Genomic DNA, 19903 nt, shown 5'->3' on the forward strand with positions numbered 1-19903 from the left:
TCACATTCAACGAGCACAAGCGCTCAATGAGGGTGAAATCATGCGGCGCCATAAGAAATTGAAATCAATGGACATACCCCACATCCCTGAACCTTATCTAGACCCCGACACTGAGTCTGTGGATCTCGCGCTGCTGGCCGGTCGCGCCTTGTCAACGTACTTGCCGGCCCCGGCCATGAGCGTTGATGACTTCTTTCATATTCGTTGGTGGGGCCGCACTGCAATCGGTGAGGCGCGGGATATTGTCGACCGTGTTCAAGTTCAAGAACTGGATGACGAAGGGCGCATCAAACTCGACATCCCATACCCCATTCTGAGCGAATTGGACGGTGGCGATGTTTTCTACTCTTATGCGCTTGATGGGCCAGGCGGGGCTGTAGGCGAGGAGTCCAAGCGCCTCGCGTTTCGCGTCAACCGTCCCGTACCCGCTGGGTTGCGGTTGGGGGTGGCTCAGGTACGCCAATCCCATGATTTGAAGATCGCAATCGAAGACTTGGAAGATAAAGATGCAACGGCAGTAACCCCCCCTTATCAGGCCATGACAGCAGGTGACGTTCTGACACTGACGTGGTTGGGGTACTTTGCTGAAGACGATCCGTTTGAGCCGTATGTACGTTCCTATACGTTAAAGCCGGAAGATGTTGGCCGCCCTGTGAGCTGGACCTTGCCCTATGATCAGATCGCCGTGCTTGAAGATGGATTTGCTGATCTGCACTACCGCATTGAGTATGCCAACGGTGGATTTACTGAATCTTCAGTGCAGCGTTTTGATATCCCTTACAGCCGACCGCCTTCTGAGCCGCTGCTAGAGGCACCGCGCGTCAAAGGGCATTCGGGTGGGTCGCTGGATCCAGACGCATTTCCAGATGGCATTGAACTGATCATACCGGCTAACGCCGAATTGAGGATGGGCGATGTACTGATCGTGTACATCGAAGGCGTCGAGCGCGTCGTTTATGCCGCACGTGTTGATCATACCTCGCTGGACAGCCAGTTCATGGCGGTAATCGACCGTGCCTGGGTCAGCAATGTCGAAAACTTCGGTAAGCCCTTCGCAATCAGCTATCAGTACGCCCGCCGACACCTGGACAGGCACTCGCACGCGCTGGGGTTGGTGTTGCGTAAGCCGTTGGTTTTGTCGGCGCCCATCGTCGAAAACTCGATACCTGAAGGTGAAGAAAATCAGGGCGTGGTTTACCCGGCCGATTTACGCAGTGGCGCGACAGTGCGTATTCCCGGTAACGCGGAGATCAGTGGGGGGGAGGTCAAGTTGATTTGGCAGGGCCATGAAACGCTGGAATTCCCCGTTTCGGTTGGCGACCCCCGTTTGTTCAATGTCCCGCCCGGCACGATTCCCGCCAACTTAGGCAAGCGCGTGAGCTTGTACTACACCGTTACGCTACCCGACCAATGGCCACAAGATTCAGACCCGTTCGACCTGCGCATCGCTGATTTGGGGATTGGCAGTTTTCCACCCATACAGAGTATGCAAGTCAGAGGTGGGAAGCTTTCTTTGGCTGAAGTTGCCGAATCTAATACAGATGCGCTGTTCACGTTGAGAAGTTGGCCGTTCATGGCCGAGGGGCAACGGTTGCGCATTGTCGCAGAAGGGGTGTCCCAGACCGCTGCCAGCTGGTCGATGCGCGACTCCGATATTACCAGGGACGAGTATCAAGCCGGGCTCGCTTCGGCGTCTTTACCCCTTACGTTCCTGAGTCAGCTGGAAGTGAATACACATTTTCGGATATCGGCAAATGTCAGCTTCGACGGTGGGCGCAGTTTCAAAAGCTTCCGCCACATCGACATTTTACTCATCGCTTGATACCACACGTGAACCGTGAGAGGTGCAGCATGTCTTCAACTTCCCTTGAAAGTGTATTGCAGTGGTTGCGCGCACACGACCGTTTGTTTGGTTGGGACGCGATTGTGGCCCTTGACCGTGGCAAGCTCAATGCGCTGTTGGCGCAGGAGTATATTCGTCGCTTCAATACTCAAAGTTTTCTTGAGCCGGTCAATGGCGAGCTGAGTGTGAGCAATGAGTCAAAGACACTTATTCATGACTTTCTTCTCGCCCACCCCCGGTTGTCGGTTGAGAATGCTGACCTGTTTGATGCCAAGGCGCGGTTGCGCATGGCTGTTATCGGGGGTAATCAACTGGGGTTGAGGAAGGATGTCAGCCACTGGTATGTGCAGCGCTTGGATTGGATTGGACCGTTGGCGGGGCCGGAGTTGCGCCTGGATCTGCGCTTGGATGATGTCCCCGGCGATGTGTCGGCCGGGGGAGCGATCATGCTCGACCTCAGCAAGAGCGACAACTTCACGCTCACCTTCTCCAATCAGGAAGAGGAGCGAGAGTTAGGAGGTAATTTCTTCAAAGAGTTGTTCCAGCGTCTCCCGGATGAGCAGCGCGTATGGCCGCTTGGCTCCATTGCGTCGGGCAACCGGCCCCTGTTGCGCCCTGAGTCCTTCAAATTGCGAACGCAGGCCAAGCCAGCCAGTGCCTTGGCGCCGGCTGCCGAGGGCTCCCAGGAAGGGGATGGCGCCATGCTTGCGTTCATTCGCATGCACAAGGGCCTAGGCGGTAGCATGCCGGACAGCAACTCTGATTTTCGGTACTTGATCCCGGACAAAGGGACGAAGGACTTTTCGGCCGCTGGAATTTTCAACGCTCGCCGTTTGATCCTGGAGCATCTGCTTGGGCGGTTAACGTCACTGATGATACCGATGATGCCCTCCGGGCTACGTTATCAAATTGATGCAGATTCCAAGGGTGTGCTCACAGGGGCAAGTGAGTTTTGGGGAGTCATTTCATCGCCGATGATAAATGCCACTGTGCCTATTTCACTAGGGCCTAGTCATTTGGTAGAAATTGACATGGAAACTTTGAGGGGGCCGGTGTCTGCGTTACCTCTTCGAGTTGAAGTCGATGACGATGGCGCCCGTGTAACGTGGCTAATGAAACTTAATGCCAGCGCCAAAATGTTGTCGTTAAGAGACAACTACAACCTCCACACGGCTGACGATTTCCCAGATCTCAAGGTCGTTAATATTAATAAGGACATCACGTGCCTTATTGCCTATCGTCGTGCCGACCGTCAGGGCGGTGCTTATGAACTGTCCAGTTTTATTTTCGACGGTCTTGAAGAGGCGTCGCCAGGCGGGTTAGAAGCGTCAAACACTCAGTCATTAGGCTTGAGAAAGGGATTAGGCGATTTTCACAAGAACTTCATACGTGCGATTTACCACTACGCTATCCGCAAAGCGGTGGAGGATAAGGTTGTTGGGCTGTTGCGGGAGAAGCTGGCCATGGATTTAAACGTGGACCAGCTCCTTGAGCCCTTGGTCAAGGAAACGCTGCATTTTAACTTTGGTAATGCGTTTGTGGGCGATGAAGTGCATGGTGCTAAAGCCATTGCCGTTTTTGGCAATGTCAGCCCAGATGGCAATAACTTTGCGGTCCATCCAATGGAGCCCGTTCTCCAGCCCGGTGGCACTTTACAGTTCAAGGTCGAGCCGCCGGTTAATAACGTGCGCTGGCAAGTCGATGCCTTGCAGGTGTTTTCAGATGAGGTCGGCAGCATTGACCCCGACGGGACCTATCACGCTCCGTTTGCCCTTGGGTTCAAAGGCGGTTTCACGCAAGTACGCATTACCGCGACGGACCCAATCACAGCCGTGACTCGTTCAGCGTTGGTTACCGTGGTCGATCATGCCATCGCCTTGAGTCCGTTGCTTGAGGTGACCGCGCCGGGTGAGTCGCTGGAACTGACTGCCGGGAACGGTGGAACGGTCGACATTGAGTGGTCGTTCGCTAACGCGAACCCTCATGGTCGGTTGGCTGACCCAGATGCCTCAGGTGCTGCCAACACTTACATCGCAGGTGCGGATTCGCGCACCGACGCATTCAAAGTCGACGTCATCACGGTCCGTAATAAAGGTGTCTACGGCGAGCGCAGCACGTGTGTGGTAACGCGCATGAAGCGGAAAAAGCCCATGCCGGTCACACCCGAAGAGTGGGGAAGTTCAATCGAAACGGACTGGGTTCGGCCAGCCCTTTGGGTCGGCACTGACGAGCAAAAGGATGTCGAGTGGTCCGTAGTGTACGGGCCGGGAACCATCAGCCAGGACCGCTACGAGGTCAAGCGTAACAGCCGTGACCGGTTTGCCGTAGTTGCAGGGCGTGTCCAGAGCCAGGAATGGGGTGATCTCGAAGGCTTCATTATTTTGCCACTCCCTTTGGACGCATCGATCGAAGCCTATGAAGCTCAGTCCTCGGTCACGAGACGCCGCCGCCTGGCCACTAGCACCCAGACCTCCACTGCTTCTACTGAAGCGCCCAAGCCCTGAACGCATTTGAGGTGATCGCCATGCCTGGTAATTCTCTATTGGCCTTGTTGGAGTGGATGAAACGCAATCCACACCTGTCGGACTGGGATTTCATTTTCGCGATGTCGCCCGCTACGGTCGGCTCACTGGTTGAGCAAGCCCAAATCAATCACATCATTCAAGGACGGGATGTGGGTTGGGAACAGCTCAGTATCAGGGTTCCCAGTAGCAAACAAACGCATGTGCTGAACAACTACCGGCTCACCGCGCCGTCTCTGGACTGGCGTGTGGCCTCCTACGATAACCCCAGGGTAAGTTTCAGTTTGGCGGTGGAAGGCGGCACACACATCATTGAGGATGACTTCTACGATGTGCTGGCCGTCTCTGCGCATGATGCGCTCGACAGTTTGCAGGTGCGAGGGCGCACGCGCTTTGATACCCAGGCACTTCGCCTTGGGTTAGACCTGAAACGGCCTGAAGCTGAAAGCCTTGAGTTCGATGTGGGTGACAGTCTTCAGGAACGTTGGGCAGGTGGCCAGCAGCTTGCAGACTTCCTTCAAACCTTGCCTGAGGACCGTGGCCTTTACGCGCTGGCGGCTGTTTCAGCAACATCCAATAACCCATTCCTCCAGGTGCGGGGTATCGGGGCACGGATCCAAACCAGTCGTGTTGACAAGCAAGGTGCGCTGGTTGTTTTTGCAGCGCTTGAGCACGGCCCCGTGGGCCAGTATCCGAGGGAAGATTCGGACTTACCCTTCCTGCTGCCGGATGCGATGGCGGAGCGTGCGCCGGTCACTCTTTTGCTCTCCCGGCGGCTGTTGCACCGGGCCGCCTATGCCTATGCCTTCGAGGCCATGATCGAAGGCGGCATGATCGACTACCGCCTGACACCGCAGGGTGTGATTGAACGCATGCAAGCCACTGCTGGAAAGCTTCCGGTCTTTGGGCTTGAACACAAGGGCAACCGCTTTGAGTTCAAATCGGAGCGGTTCAGCGTTGAGGCGTGGATAGGCGATACGCCATTGCGCGCCGAGTTCGATGAGGATGAAGTGCAACTGAACTGGCACTCTCAGTGCGACCTTGGCTTCGACTACAAACCCAAGGGCGAAGAGGGCTGGCGGGGGCTTTCTGGAACATTCGAATTTCGCCTGCATCATCGATTCTATTTCTTCCGACCGTCCGAGCAAGAGGCAGATGGCGGCTTGCTCATGGCTCAGGTGGCATGGCCTTGGCCGGAGCACGTTGAGGTCACGCTGCGTAAGGGGCTTGAAGGCAATCTTCCCGAGGCGCTGCGTGAGGAGGTCAATCAGTTCGTCGCATTAGTACTCAAGCAGGCACTGCTTGAAGGGCTGTCGCGCACGCTTACGGCGAGAATCCCCGAAAGGGTGCTCGAGGGCTTCAGCCTGGCCGGAAACAACCGCTTTGCTGGACAGGATGTGGAGCTTCCGCATGGCCTGGCGTTGTTCGGGTCGATCGCTAGCAATGCTCAACGCCTGCGTATTCTTGATCAAGGCATACGACTATCGCCTGGGCAAACTCATACGTTCAGGGTCGAATCGCCCTTTGCTTCGGTTAGCTGGGCGCTGGAAGGGATGCCCGGTAATGCGGGGGACATTGGGCAAATCGACCCTGTATCTGGCCGCTACAGCGCCCCGCCGGCCCATGCGTTGCGCTATCGCCAAGCCCGTGTGCTGGTGGTGGCGACCGATAACCAGACCCGTGCTCGCAGCACCTCGATGCTGACCGTCTTACCACAGGGCATCACTGCCAATCCGCAGATCCGTGTCTGTTCCTTCGACGATCAGCTGACATTCACCGCCGGCGCTCTGGGTGGCGACCCGCAGTGGCGTGTCATTGAGCAGGAAGGAAGCGGGCAAGTGAGTCCCAGTGACGACGGCCGCCGTTGCACCTACACGGCCGGTTGGCAGCTGGATGAGGGGGCCTATCTGCTGGAAAAGATCGAGGTGAAGAACAGTGAAACGGGTGAGCTCACTCATGTTCATGTGCTGGTCATGCAGGAAGAGCCTCTTCTGTATCTAGAGGCAGGAGCACCAAAGCCTGACGGTAGCGTTCAATTGAGCGCGTCCTTCAACGGTACGGACTTCACCAAAAAGGTGATCTGGAAACAGCTGCTCGGTGACGGCTTCCTGGAAGACGCTGGGCTCTACTGGCCACCCGATGACGGCTCCCTTGCATATGCACTGTTACGGCCATCTTGCCCGATACGCCGTTTGGCGATCTGCAGGGGCACTTGGTACGCCCACTGAATCAGCCGTGCAGGGCGTGTAACGCCGCCATCGGTTAGTGATCATTCAACGCATCGAACCGGATGCATCGTCAAGAGGATTAAACCATGTCCAATTCCATGCTGGAAGTGCTGGCGCGTATGTGGGGAAAGTCTGTCACCCTTGGGTGGGGAGCCGTGGCGGTGTATAGCCGTGAGCGACTCAACCGGTTGCTGCACCAGCAGTATCTAGACCGCTTGGGTGGCCCTCGGGATTTGCCACTGCTGACACTTGAACTGAGCACAGGCGCGCGGGAGGCAACTGGGGGGCAGCCCGAGCTTGTCAGTAGCGCCCCCTCATTGACTTCGGTCAGCGCCAAGCGTGTCAGCGATTCGCGCGTGCACCTCTCGCTAGATATCGATGAGGGGGCTGCAGTTGAGAACGATCGTGCCTCAGCGCCCTCCACTGCAATCAGCCTGACGAATATCGAGCTGGGTACGCCGCTGCTGTCATTCAGCACGGCTTCGGTGACGAATTCCAGGGCCCGCCTGACGATGAGCATCATTGCCGGCACCTGTTCGAGTACCAACAGGGACGACAGTAAGCTGTTCTCGGTATTCAACTTCAGTGAAGCCATGGACTTCAAGGTGGAGATCGATGTAGACCTGGCCATGGTAACTGGCTCGGTGGACCGCCGGGGCAGGGTGACGCTTGACCTTGCCAAGGGCAGTTCGTTTCGGTGCAACCTGTTTGCCGATAACCGCGTTCTCAATGCCCAACTCACTGCCAGCCTTGCCAAGTGGTTCAAAGGGTTGCCGGCACGTTGCAGCCTTTTCGAGCTGGGGATTATCGACCTTGACGGATATGGCCCGCTGACCCCTACCGGGTTTATTTTGCGAACTCAGGCTGCACCGGGTGCGAAGGTCAGAAGTGCAATGAATTATGGTGATGGTGCGGTACTGGTGTTCATTCGCGTGCGCGCAGATGGCCGGGACGGTGCATCACCCGACCAGCACTTTCCGTATTTGCTACCCGATGGTGACTACTCCGCCACGTTGGTGATTTCCGACCACTTGCTGGGGCATGCCAGTGAAATCGATTTGGTATTGCTCAATAGCATACTCTTCCCGGCCTCCCACGAATTCATCGAGCGCGAGCGAGCTACGCCGTGTGATCTCGCGGTGTTTGGCAACATCAATCCACTGCGTACTACCATGACTGTGCAGCCCTCTGGCCGCGTCATTCATGCCGGTGAGCACGTGCAGTTCAAACTGTATGACGGTTCAGGTCGAGAGCAGCAAGCCAGCCGCTGGAGCATCACCGGCTTGACTAATCATACGGCTGCCGCGCAAGGGGAAATCACAGCCAAAGGCCTCTATAGCGCGCCTGATGTGGACCATATTGGCCACGAAAACCTCACGGTGCTGGTCACGGCAGAGTTTGATCAAGGCGGTGAGACGTATATCGCGTCTGCACGTGTGCAAGTCGCTTATGAACGGCTCCAGCTGATGCCACGGGTCGTCAGTTTCGCCCCGAATCAACGAGAAATTCACCTCAGTGCCTGGGAAACGGGTGGGTCAGGAACCATTGATTGGAGATTGCTAGGCGCTGAGCAGGGGGAGCTGGGTGTCACCGACGGGCACTCGGCGGTATTTGTGCCCTTTGCGGATACCACCTTGAGGCCGCTGGCGGTTCAACAGATCCAGGCGAAGGACAGCGAAGAGGGCACGGCTGCCCTGGTCATGGTCAATGCGCAACAACTGCTCGCGCTTGAGCCGCGTTTCGTGCCGCGGTTGCAATCCCAGGCCAGTGTGAAGCTGGCAGAGACCTCGGGCATGTTGTCGACGCTGCCCAAGCGTTGGCGAATTATGGCTGGGAAGGGTGCGATCAACCAAAGCGGGCAATTTACGGCTTCGGACAACACCCAAACCCAAAACAATGTAGTGCTCTGCGAAGTGTTGAAGGACGGTGTGGTTTATGCCACTGATTACAGCGTGGTGCAGCAATCTCAAATGCAGCAAGAACCTACTTGGAAATCGTTAAGGGTTCACAACATCAAGGTCAAAGGCGGTGCGAACCTGGGCACGACAGGGGCGCTCTTCCCTAATGGGTTCCAGCAACTGCAGATCGAGGTGACGGTTGATACGGCAGAAGTGGATGGCAAGCATTACCCTTTGAGCATCAAAGAACTCAACAGTATTCGTATTTTTGAGGGCGCTGCCCGTCAAGAACTGCCTGATCTGGAAGACGCTGAAGGTATAGAGACTGGTAAGCTCCGTTGGGCCACGCGCAAGCTCCGTAATCGCTTCGACCCTGCCATCCCTGGCAATCTGCTTTCGTCGCTGCCGACGACGAGGTCTGCGACGGAGCAAACCTCGACGTTCTATTTGCATACCCTGGGCACGGCAGGTGAGATTCCTACGTTTTATTCAGGGTTGCAGTCTGACAGTAATGAGTGGTTCTACTCCAATAGCACCAGCGATACTAATTCAAAAATTGAGGTGACGGCGAAGCCGCTTCCTGACTTTACGGATGACGATCTCTACTCGTTCAAAGGATACCGCGTAGACGGTGGTGGTAACTATTACGAACTTCCTGACCTTCCCGGGCACGATGATTTCTACCTGTTCCCGCGTACGGTGGATTACTGGAAGTTAAAATATAAGCTGTCGGCGTTTATGACCTGTGAGTTTGTCCCGTCTGGGCTGGAAACCTTGCCGCCTGATGTGGAAGGAAAGTTAAATGTCAGTACGCTCAGCTGGGAGAACAACCACCGCAGCGAACAAGGGGTCAGTTTCACAGGTTGGATATTTTATGCGAAAACGGATAAGGATACTCAACCGCCGACGCATGTAAGGTTTGATGATGCATTGCAAAAGCAGCTCCCATCCTTGATCGATTTGGAAATTCCCGTGGATTTCAAGGAGTTTGAAGTCGAGACCTTGATCATTACCAACCATCGTCGCGATGACGTGAGCTGGATCGATTCCAAAAAGAACGACGCCATCGCAACGCTCTCCAGAGAAATGGCAGTGCGCTTGCGTGACCGAAACGGAAATCTACATCAGCGAAAGATTTCATTCTTGCCAGAATCAATCGTTGGACATCGTAATCATCTGAAACACAGTCGGTTTGTGGGCGTCACTCTCTCGAATCAAGGAGATCGCTAAAATGAGCGCATTCAAATGGAGTGTCGCGTTGTGTACAGTCACTGTTCTGGCGTTCGGATGCGCCTATGCGGAGACTACGCCACAGTCAAGTAACACCGTGAAAATTTCGTTTGCTAATGATAAAGACCAAAACCCGGGTAAGTCGTGCACCAAGGAGTTTAGTTGGAGTACCAAAAAACAAATCCATCTTAAGGATATGGCCTGCGGTAACGACCAAGTCTACTATTTTAAGGTGGAGAATTTCCCCTCTGCAGCACTACTTTGGCTAGCGGACGATCCTGATTGTGGAAGCGGCGGGAACTTCTTCTTTACCGTGAAAGGCACAAAGCACCCGCTGGGCACGGAATGGATGAAAATTGAGAAGCTTGATGAATCTGATGTGGGTGACCAGGTGAAGCCTGGCCTGCGTCTCGAACGGAAAGTCGTAAGAGGGAAAATCGATGGAAAGCTGTCCTGCTTTGGATATGAATACTGAATACGCGTTCTGTCACGCAGGTGTTTCTGGAGATTCGCCGTCATGAGCAATGTCACGTCCGTCCATTCCAATGCCTTTAGTTTCATGAGTTTTACCCGGGGCGGGGTAGACCCCCGTACCGGGCTGTATACCCTGTCAATCGACTTGCCGAGTCTCAAGTCTTATGCCCTGAACGGGCCTGATTTCAACGTCGCGCTTACGTTTAACCCGCTTAATACTGCCGATTCTGGGTTCGGCAGAGGCTGGAACCTTGGGCTGACGCAATATACCCCACACAATCAGGTGCTGGCCTTGAGTTCGGGGGAGTCCTACCGGCTCGAGGACAGTAATCGCGAGGACAAACGCCTGACGGTACCTCAGCAGAAAATCGCCAGTTTCCACGTGTACAAAGAGGGCAATGCCGCGCTGGGGGCGACCACCCGTTTTCGCGTAGAGCATCGCTCGGGGCTCAAGGAAATTCTCGAACTTCAGGGCGGCCGCGTTGCCTTGCCGGTTGGCCTGGTGACGTTGGGCCATAAGCTGAAACTCAAGTATGTCCCCTTTGATAGCGACCACAGGATGCTAGCTTCGGTCAGCGAGGTGGACTATGACGGGACAGAGTATGAATTGCTCACAATCAACCGTAGCAGCGGGCGGGTTGAAATCCGTGAACACTCGCTGGGCGTCGGTTCCATTGCGCGATTTATCCTCACCTTGGAGGGCAGTGACAATCGGGTAGGGAAAATCATCTTGCCAACCGCCAACGCTGCCTGTTGGGAGCTTGGTTATCAGTATGATCCCAGCCTGAACTACCTCTCCGTCAGTTGGGTCAGGACGCCAACGGGGGCGCGGGAGGACCTTGAGTACACCGATGGCGGACACCCCTTCCCGAGCGCCAGTGGCCGGCCAGCCTTGCCACGCGTCAATCGCCATACGAAAACCTTAGGTAAAGCGGACCCAGAGCTGGAAATAGAACACGCCCTGATCGATGTACGTTATGCCTACGACAACAGCGAGCCAGACGGCTGGGGGCGCAATAACTTTCTGGGCGATGATGCGACGCCGTGGGGGGAAGACGACGGGCTCGATAACCTTTATAAACGCCAAGGGCGATTTGTTTACGGAATGCTGGAAACACAGTGGGTCGACGATATACCGGTCAAAGTCACTGAGCGGCGTTTCAACCGCTTTCACCTGTTGACACTAGAAAGCACCCGACAGGGGAATGCGGTGCAGGACACGTTGTACACGTACCCCGTGAATGAAGAAAGACCGTTCGAGCAGCAACCTGCCAACTTTCAGTTGGCCACCGAGGAACAAAAGCGTTGGAGGCTGGTAGACAACTCATGGCCGCCGCGCTCGCAATCGGTAGCGTCTACCTATGACAACTACGGCAATCTGATCTGGCGCAAGCGCGTCAATGAGGTCGAGGAAGCCTATGTCTGGTACCCCGTCGAGGGCGAAGAAAATGCATGCCCGCCTGACCCGGAAGGTTTTGTACGCCACCTGAAGCAGGCCACCCTTGCACCCGCGCCCACAGGATTTGGCAAAGCACCGACCTTGACCCGGCACTACACCTATATCCGTTTACCGGCAGTGTTCGATAGCGAATACGACGAGGACGACCCGGATAATGCGTGGAGGGGTTACGGCAGGCACCAAGTCGACAGTGAAACGCTCAAACAGGATGAACGATTGCTGGAGCAAACCTGCTACACGATTTTCAACGATCCGGACGATGCGTTCTTGCACGGTCGGATACAACGCAATGTGCTCAGTTACCCAGGGGCGGATGGGGCGCTGAGCACAACTAAGTCATATGCCTATAGCTTGGTTGATGGTCGCGATGCCGATGAGCCCGTTGTGCAAACCGAGGAAACCATCACAGGCTACGATGGTGCGGTGAAGATCATTACCTTGCAACACTCGATCATCCACGGCGAACCAGTGCTCAATCGCGATGACAGCGATGTGGAGATTGCTTACACGTACGACGCACTGCGACGTGTCACGTTCGAGACGGTTGGCCCGGGTACACAGTACGAGGCGAGTCGCAAATATGAGTACCACCTGTGTGCCCATGCAAACGACAGGGCTGAGCAGTCGATGTTCGACGTCAAGGGCGTCAAGACCCGTTCAGTCGTGAATGGATTGAACCAGGTCGTCTACGAAGCGCGTAATGACGATGACAGCCGGGTCTTTGCGGGTGCGCCACGGTCTATCTACCGTGCGCGCTACAATGGGCTCGGACAACTGCAGACGCAGACTGAGATCGATTGGCTGGGCGACGCGCTGCTCGAACTCACCAGCACGTTCGAGTACGACGACTGGGGCGAACAGTCCTGTGAAACTGGGCCAGACGGTGTGGCCAATTTTGCAGTGACTGATCCACTGGGGACAACCGAACACAGAGGGCCCATCACCAAGCGCTGGCGTGTCGGTACCGATGGTAGGAGCAGCGGTGTGTCGGAGACGTGGCTCAACCTGTTCGAGGAACCGACACGGCTTGAGCGGTACACCGTGGAAGGTGAGGGTGACGAGCAGATCAAACACCGAGAAAGCCTCAAAGTACTGAGGTACGACGGGCTCGGCCGCTTGCACGAAGAGCGTGATGGAGAGGGTGACGCTACGCGCATCAATGAGTACGGCTACGATGCGTTCGATCGCATCCTTGAACATACCTTGCCGGGCGGGGCGATCGTTTACCGCACCTACGCAGGCCACAGTCGCGATGACCTGCCCGTCAGTATCAAAGTGGGCACCGTGTTGCTGGGCACGCAGGCGTTCGATGGCTTGGGCCGACGCACCCGCGCGACTACAGGCTATCGCGAGCAGACATTCAGGTATAAGGACGGCGAACTTCAACCGCGCTGGGTGACGATGCCCAGTGGGGAGGAGGTGACGTATGAGTACTCGCCGGTTTTGAATGAAGAGCCTACAAAGCGGGTGCTGGGCGGTATTGCAGCGAACTATGAGTACGATCGCCAGAACGCGCGCCTGTTAAAGTGCGATGTGCCGGATCAATCGGTCACCCGTGAGTATTTCACCCACGGCGAAGTCAAGTCCGAAGTGCGTGTCGTGGAGGGGGACAAGTACACGATGCGTTATGATTACAGCTACCGCAGCAGGATGCTCAGCTATACCGATGTGCTCGGACAAACCCAGCAGTACGACTACGACGAAGCCGGGCGGCTCCAACAGACTCGTTTGCAGGGGGCTTTACCGACGAAACACCGCCGCGCAAGTGTTGTTGGCCCGTTATTGCTTCAGGCTGATTTCACGTATGACGAGTTTGGGCGCACGCAGACGTTCACCACAACAGATATCCTTACCGGCAATCAATTGACGACGAGCCTGGAGTACGACGCCTTCGACAGGGAGGTCACGCGTACTTTCAACTTTGGCGATGGCAACGTGCAGCGATTGACCCAATGGTACGATGCGTTCGACGGTATCGTTGAGCGGCACCTGGAAGACGTGACTGCAGGCGTACTGTTGCGCCAGGAAGGGTATGTCTACGATACGCGAGGCCGCCTGGTCAGATACAGCTGTACGGCGGCCGATAACAGCTCACCGGAAAATCCAGACGACCATTATTGGCCTCAGGACCCGTATGGCAACAAGATCAAGGCGCAGGTGTTTACGTTCAGTGATATCGATAACATCACGCTGGTGCTCAGCACGTTCGTTGTCGGTTCAAACCGGGCACGGTATTACTTTGGCGACCCCGCAAAGAGGGAGGATCCAGCGCAGTTGCTGAGAATTACCAACACCCACGCGAGTTACGACAAAGACATTGCTCTGAGGTATGACCTTAACGGCAATTTGACCACTGATGAGGTGGGGCGCACGCTGCGTTACGACGCGCTCAACCGCTTGTTGGAGGTTCGACCGCGTGCGGGGAGTGCCAATGAGCCTGGCGTCGGCGCTTCCTATCATTACGATGCAGAAAACATTCTAAGCGGTACGTCACCGCTTTGAGCGATTGCATTAATGGGTTGCAATCATGCCGGCTGGCGGTGTTCGTCACTGCCAGCCGGTCTTTCGATTGCCTTTAGCGATAGCGCACCACGAAGTTGAGTGCGCCCTTGGCAAGCCCGGCCCGTATGGCATGGCTGTCCTCGGTTTGGTGAAAGCTGGCACTGAGGTTGAGTACGGTGTTGCCCGTGCTCAAGGGCACCATTTGCTCTTCGGTCTGCAGAGGCATCGGCAGGCCATCTTGCTTGAATATCTGGATACCGACACCTGCAGCATCTGAGTCGGCGGTGAGGCTGAAGACACCATTTGCGATGGGGCCGATCGGCAGCGAGCCATTCTTGCCATCCAGTTCCAGTGTTGCGAAGGCGTTCTGGTCAGGGTCGGTCTGGCAAGCGGAAAGGGTGATCTGGAAGTCAACCTTCGGCGTCGTATAACCGACGTGGGTAAAGTCCGACCGGCTGAATTCACCCAACGGTACCGGATTGGGCGTAACGGCGTCAGCACCTACGCTGCACTGCGATTGAATGACTTCGGCGCGCAGACGGTACCTGAAAGCGTCACCGATATTGTCGAAGTCCAGATGGCCACGAAACATCTCTGCATCGATCTGATGAATACCGGGGGCGACTGGGCCGGTCCTGACCAGGATCACCCGGTTTATCAGGCTGATAAGGTTAAACGCCGAAAACTGATGTCGCGTATCACGCACTGCGTTGAATGGCACCCAGTTATGCCCGTCCTCGGAGCGGAAGTCGGCGCCTGCTTCGCTATTGAAGTGTGAAATCAGTTGGATTCGGGCGCCGATGCCAGGGATGTTGGTAGGCAGAATCTGGCCAGGTTCACTGTAAACGGCGAGCGGCAAGGGTGGGCGAGTGGGGATCAAGCTGAACCTCATGATCGCTTGACCTCCATTCCAGCATTCCAACGTCCGCCTTTCGTTGCTGGGGATGCTCGAACGGCCGGCATCAAAAAACGCATTGCCTACAACGGCGTCGCGAGGCATGAATACCGTGTTGAGGTTTCGCTCGAACGTTACAGGGCCGCCCCCTCCGTCCTGGAAACGACAATAGGAATCCTGAGCGTGGCCGACGGCCGATACGAGGCTAAGCAGCAATCCCAGTGGCAGGGCGATGCGGGAGAGAGTGATCATGACGATTCCTTGATGCCAGCTTGGCTGCACGTCAGGGTTTGCAGGTAGTAGCCCTCTGTGCGTTGCATTGATTGTGGGTCGACGTCTACCTGGCAACGTTGGTCGTCTTGGTTGCCCCAGCTGAGCGTAAGTGTCTGCGCCCCATCGACGGCGCTCAACAGCGCCAAACCTGCTTGCCCGACCATGCCCACCTGTACCGCATTGGCATCGAGGACCACACTGCCGAATGGCACGGGAGCGCCGTTTTGGTGCAGCAGGGTAAGCACCCAGCGTGAAACATGACGGGCATTGAAGTGGTGCTTCACAATGGCTCCGCGTCGCGGGACGACCTGAGCGCTACCGTTCTCGATTTCAATATCAGGGCCCAGCCGCTCGGTTTGCAGTGTCAGCGTATTGTTGCGGTACGGTTGCAGGTGCGAAACGATCGCGTATCCCCGTTCATTGGTTCGTGCGCCTGCACTGTTCAGCACGCCGACGTCGGCGATTCCGGGAACCTCGACCAGGCCTGCGGTATCGCCCAGATAGGTACCGAACTCCAAGCCGTCGGCATGCAGTAGCAAGGCGCCGCTGGCGTTGAGCGATAGGCTGCGGTAGTCGGTGCTGTCGCTTAGCCCCGTCCCGAAGCTTGCATAGTCGGTCCTGTAGCCCAATGCCAGTGCAGCGGTTCGCTGACGGCGTTCATCTTGACTGATGCTGGTGTTGTAGCTCAGCTGGCCGTCGCGGGCGCTGCCGCTCAAGGCGGCGCGTTGACTGTAGCCGTGCGCCTGTTTTTGTACATCGAACGTGGCATTGGCCGAGCGACCGAAGTCCAAGGGCATTGACAGGCTTAGGCCGAATTGACGATCGCTGCCGCGCGTGTCAGTCAGCGACTGAGAGGCAAACAGGTTATAGCTGATACCGGCATGGTAGGTATTGAAACCAAGCTGATACTGACGCTGGGTGTTGTCCAGTCTCCAGTAATCCTGTTGCGACAAGGTTAGGCTCAAGCTATGGCGCTGACCGAGGCGCTGATGCACCGAAGCTTCCACGCGGCTGCGGCGGCTGCCCATGAACGTTGCGGCGTGGCTGCGTTGCTGGACAGCTTCGCTGAAGTCCCGGTAGCCCTCGGTCGAATAGCGATAACCCGCGAATCGCAGGTTGGTACCCGTATTGAAAGCCTTGCCGTACTTAAGGGCATAGCTATGGCCTTGGACATCAGTGCTACCGGCAACATCAATTTGGCTGCTGGCCTGAGTGACATCAAGCGACAGGGCTCCCAGGCTGCCCAAGTCCTTACCGACACCCAAATTGGTGGCACGGTAGTATTGACTGGCCATCAGGCCGCCAAACAGCGTCAGATCCCACTCCATGCCTCGACTGAAGGTTGCCTGCCAGATTAATGGCTTATCCACACTGCTGGCCGGGTTGTATTGACCAACCGTGGCGGTGTAACGCCACGTTCCCTGGCGCAGCAGGTTGGTCAGGGTGGAATAGGGCTGGATGAACCGCCGCACCTGGCCATCGGCTTCGGTCAGCACTACTTCCAGCTCACCGTTGCCTACGGCGCTCAAGTCTTCGATGGCATACGGCCCCGGGCTGACATAGGTCGCGTAGATGGGGTAGCCATTTTGCCAGACTTCCAGTTTCGCGCGAGTCTGCGCGACACCCCGGATGACCGGTGCATAACCTTGAAGGGCATCGGGCAACATGCTCATGTCCGAGGCCACGCGAACCCCCGTGATCGGCACGCCGTTGAAGATGTCGCTATCAGTGAAGGTCTCGCCCAGGGTGAGGTTGGCGCGGTTGCCAGGCAGGTCACGCTGCGCATAGGTTTGCGCGCGCGCCCACTCGCGCGTGCCATTGCTGTCCTGGCGCCACGACTGGGTGGTGCGCAGTCGCCAGTCGCCGAGGTTGATACCACCGTTGAGGTACAGGTCGTCGTTGCTATAGCGGCCCCTGTAGCGGCTATGTCCCTGCAGGGTGGACGCTTGGTAATTGAGGAAAGCAGCATTGATGCCGCTGTCCCAGCGCGACGGATCGACACCACCAGCGATATCACGGCGCATGGCGATCTGCGGTATGGAGATGGATAGACGCAGGCGGCTACTGTCGAAGTCGACGCGTGCACCTGGGATTGCCGACGCCAGGTCCAGGCAGGCTTGTTTGGCATCTCCTGCTGCGGCCAGGGCGTCCAGGCGCAGCCCCCACTCCCCGAGGCGTGTGGATGGCAGGCAAGGTTGCAATGCGTTGTCGGCATCAGCCTGAAAATCGAGTTCATGGCGGCCGGCCGGTTGCAGGTTGACCAGAACGGTCACCGGATAGCGCCCCGGTGCGAGGCTTTGTTCGCTTGCCAGAAAACTGAGCGCGTGCACACCCGCCCCATCGGATTCACGGAGGAAGCCCGATTCGAAGCCAAGGTTGGAGTTCGCCTCCACGATAGCGATGTGGTGCAGTGCAGCGAGGCTACCGGTCAGGTACAGCAATACGTGACGCCGGCCGCAGATCGACCAGCGCTTGGAAAAGGGGGGCATGAAAGCGACTCCTTGCGGTGTGACGCGGTGCGGCTCTAGCGAGTCGATTGAAGCGGCAAAGTCATCGGTTGGGTGTAACCGCCAAAATCGTTGATCACGGAGAAAAGAACGCTGGATGTTTCGTTCAAGTGCATCTCCGCCAGCGGGTAGGCCTGCTGAGACAGTGGCGCGAGCATTTCCGGGTTGCTGATTTTGTGGAGGTGGCCGTTGGTACTGACTTCCAGCCGAATGAAGGTGATATGGAATGGGGTCGGGTTGTTGACCAGCAGTTGTTTAACGCCCTGGCTTTCATTCACGGAAAATGTTAAAGACTTGAGTTGCTCGGTTGGCTTGCCTTTAAGTTGTTGCGGTCGATAGAACAGTTTGATGCGCGTACGCATGGCAATATTGAGTTGATTGCCGGGCTCCTTGCTGGCTTGTGGGATTTCCTGCAAATTAAAGAAAAATAGCGACTCGCGATCTTGCGGTAATGCATTGGGCAGCGCGTTGATTTGCAGAAGTTGTTCGCTGTTGGGGTTGATCTTGAACAGCGGCGGGGAGGTCGCAAATGGAACAGTGGTGGTGGTGTCATCCGTCTCCGTGTTGATCCAGGTCTGTACGGCGTAACTGCTGTTGGATGGGTTTCTGACAACAACGGATGTATTGCGTTTATCGCTGTCGAATACGATGCGTGTATTGTTCAATGTCAAGGCGGCATGGCTGGCCATCGACAGCGTGAGCGTCGCCAGGGTCAGGCAGGCGCAAGCGACGACACGGACGGGTATCGTGAGTATGAACTGTTTTATCATCGGATAACTCGCTGCATCCAGGCGCATCAACTACGCCCGGATGGTTTGGCTAGTGCCAGTAGGCACAGAGGTAGTGCATGTGCTTAGCGATAAGCGACGGTGTAACGAACCTTGGCCGATGCAAGCCCTGGTTGTACGCCTGTGGCCGTAGAACGGTAGTAGGCATCGAAGCGAAGGTCGGTCGGCCCTGTAGCGTTGAGGGGGTAATTAACCGAGGTGCCACCGGGCGCGATCGATGTGTTGGAGATGTCTTTGATGACGATAGAGACGTTGGTTGCCGCGCCGGCAACGGGGTCGACCCTGAAGTAGTTGCCGCTGGTGTCGGCAGCACCGTCGAACTGGACGTAGGCGTTGTCTTCGGTGATGCTGCAGGCACCTTTGTCCGGCACGCGGATGTCAAAAGATGCTCCACGGACTTCAATATTGGCGGCAGTGAATCGACCCACGGGAATATCGCCCATGGCAACACGGTCATTCACACTGCCGTTACCGGGATTGACGATTTCGATGGGGCAAGTTTCCGGCGTGATAGTGCCTTCGAAGAGTACCGATCCGCTGGTAGCAAATGCGGAATTGCCTGCCAGGCCGGCAAGCAGGCCTAGCGATAGCGTAGCTAACGACTTTTTCATGACATAACCTGATTGAGGTGCTTAGTTAGTTTTCAGTGCAAGGTGTTGACGGGTTTATTGGCCAGTCTTTGCCTCGGCGCTGATTCTAAATGCCATGAGTTTTATCAAGCTGTAGGAATAAGTTAGATCGCTGAGCGACTTTTCACTTTGTTACATGTCTTGCACATGTGAAATTGTAGATGCGCCTTGGCGAGGCCAAGACGCATGAGATGTATCAGTGCCTGTTGCCGGGTGCGGCTTGGCTCAGCAGTTGTTTTTCCAGGTTCCAATCGAAGGGCTCGCCGCTGGATTCAGCCTCATGGCGACGCTCTTCCAGTTGCTGGTAAAGGTCCAGTTCTTCGTCCGGCATGAAGTGCAGGCAGTCGCCGGCAAAGAACCACAGCAGATCACGTGGCACCAGATGAGCGATCTGCGGATAGCGCTGGATCACCTGGCAGATCAGGTCTTGGCCCAGGTACTGGCTCTCCAGTGGATCCTGCGGCAACAGCGTCAGCAGTTCGTCGAAGCGTTCGAGGAACAGGGCGTGGCTTTCTTCCGGCACCTGCTCTGCCTCGCCCAGCGCCGCCAGAATGGTGCGCAGGTGCTGGAGCAGTTGCAGGTGGTATTCCAGGTTGGGGTTGGCCATGGAATGGGTCCTCGGTATGGCTGAAACGGGGGGCGGAGTATACGCCGC

The 19903-nt window shown here is 56.4% G+C and carries 11 protein-coding genes; 6 read left to right on the forward strand and 5 right to left on the reverse strand.

The window, feature by feature from the left end; all coding sequences use genetic code 11:
* Nucleotides 1-40 precede the first annotated feature (40 nt).
* From HU764_RS05570 to HU764_RS05595, 6 genes are all read left to right on the forward strand, one after another.
* Nucleotides 41-1822, forward strand: a complete 1782-nt coding sequence (locus HU764_RS05570; RefSeq protein ID WP_186679561.1) for a hypothetical protein — start codon at nucleotides 41-43, stop codon at nucleotides 1820-1822.
* A gap of 29 nt (nucleotides 1823-1851) precedes the next feature.
* Nucleotides 1852-4347 carry a hypothetical protein gene (locus HU764_RS05575; RefSeq protein ID WP_186703677.1) on the forward strand — a complete coding sequence of 832 codons (2496 nt, stop codon included), beginning with the start codon at nucleotides 1852-1854 and terminating at the stop codon, nucleotides 4345-4347.
* Between the two features lie 20 nt (nucleotides 4348-4367).
* Entirely contained in the window at nucleotides 4368-6593 is a 2226-nt protein-coding gene (locus HU764_RS05580) for a hypothetical protein (protein ID WP_186703678.1), read from the forward strand.
* Between the two features lie 86 nt (nucleotides 6594-6679).
* On the forward strand, nucleotides 6680-9721 hold the full coding sequence (locus tag HU764_RS05585; protein ID WP_186679570.1) for a hypothetical protein: 3042 nt from the start codon (nucleotides 6680-6682) through the stop codon (nucleotides 9719-9721).
* A gap of 1 nt (nucleotide 9722) precedes the next feature.
* Nucleotides 9723-10196, forward strand: a complete 474-nt coding sequence (locus HU764_RS05590; protein ID WP_186679572.1) for a hypothetical protein — start codon at nucleotides 9723-9725, stop codon at nucleotides 10194-10196.
* A gap of 42 nt (nucleotides 10197-10238) precedes the next feature.
* The gene (locus HU764_RS05595) at nucleotides 10239-14156 is read left to right on the forward strand and encodes an RHS repeat domain-containing protein (protein ID WP_186703679.1); all 3918 of its coding nucleotides are present in this window, start codon (nucleotides 10239-10241) and stop codon (nucleotides 14154-14156) included.
* 73 nt (nucleotides 14157-14229) lie between these two features.
* Here the strand turns inward: HU764_RS05595 and HU764_RS05600 are convergent, their stop codons facing one another.
* The 5 genes from HU764_RS05600 to HU764_RS05620 form a co-directional block, all read right to left on the reverse strand.
* Nucleotides 14230-15303, reverse strand: coding sequence for a fimbrial protein (locus HU764_RS05600; protein ID WP_186703680.1), 1074 nt, complete (start codon nucleotides 15301-15303; stop codon nucleotides 14230-14232).
* Nucleotides 15300-17813 carry a fimbria/pilus outer membrane usher protein gene (locus HU764_RS05605; RefSeq protein WP_186679578.1) on the reverse strand — a complete coding sequence of 838 codons (2514 nt, stop codon included), beginning with the start codon at nucleotides 17811-17813 and terminating at the stop codon, nucleotides 15300-15302. Before HU764_RS05605 ends, HU764_RS05600 begins: the two co-directional genes overlap by 4 nt.
* Before the next feature lie 35 nt (nucleotides 17814-17848).
* Nucleotides 17849-18628: a fimbrial biogenesis chaperone gene (locus HU764_RS05610; protein ID WP_186679581.1), complete on the reverse strand. Its 780-nt coding sequence runs from the start codon at nucleotides 18626-18628 to the stop codon at nucleotides 17849-17851.
* Between the two features lie 56 nt (nucleotides 18629-18684).
* Nucleotides 18685-19230 carry a fimbrial protein gene (locus tag HU764_RS05615; protein ID WP_186679583.1) on the reverse strand — a complete coding sequence of 182 codons (546 nt, stop codon included), beginning with the start codon at nucleotides 19228-19230 and terminating at the stop codon, nucleotides 18685-18687.
* Nucleotides 19231-19444: 214 nt separating this feature from the next.
* Nucleotides 19445-19855 carry a PA2817 family protein gene (locus HU764_RS05620; RefSeq protein ID WP_186679585.1) on the reverse strand — a complete coding sequence of 137 codons (411 nt, stop codon included), beginning with the start codon at nucleotides 19853-19855 and terminating at the stop codon, nucleotides 19445-19447.
* Nucleotides 19856-19903 lie beyond the last annotated feature (48 nt).

It is taken from the genome of Pseudomonas kermanshahensis, assembly GCF_014269205.2.
Taxonomy (GTDB): Bacteria; Pseudomonadota; Gammaproteobacteria; order Pseudomonadales; family Pseudomonadaceae; genus Aquipseudomonas; species Aquipseudomonas kermanshahensis.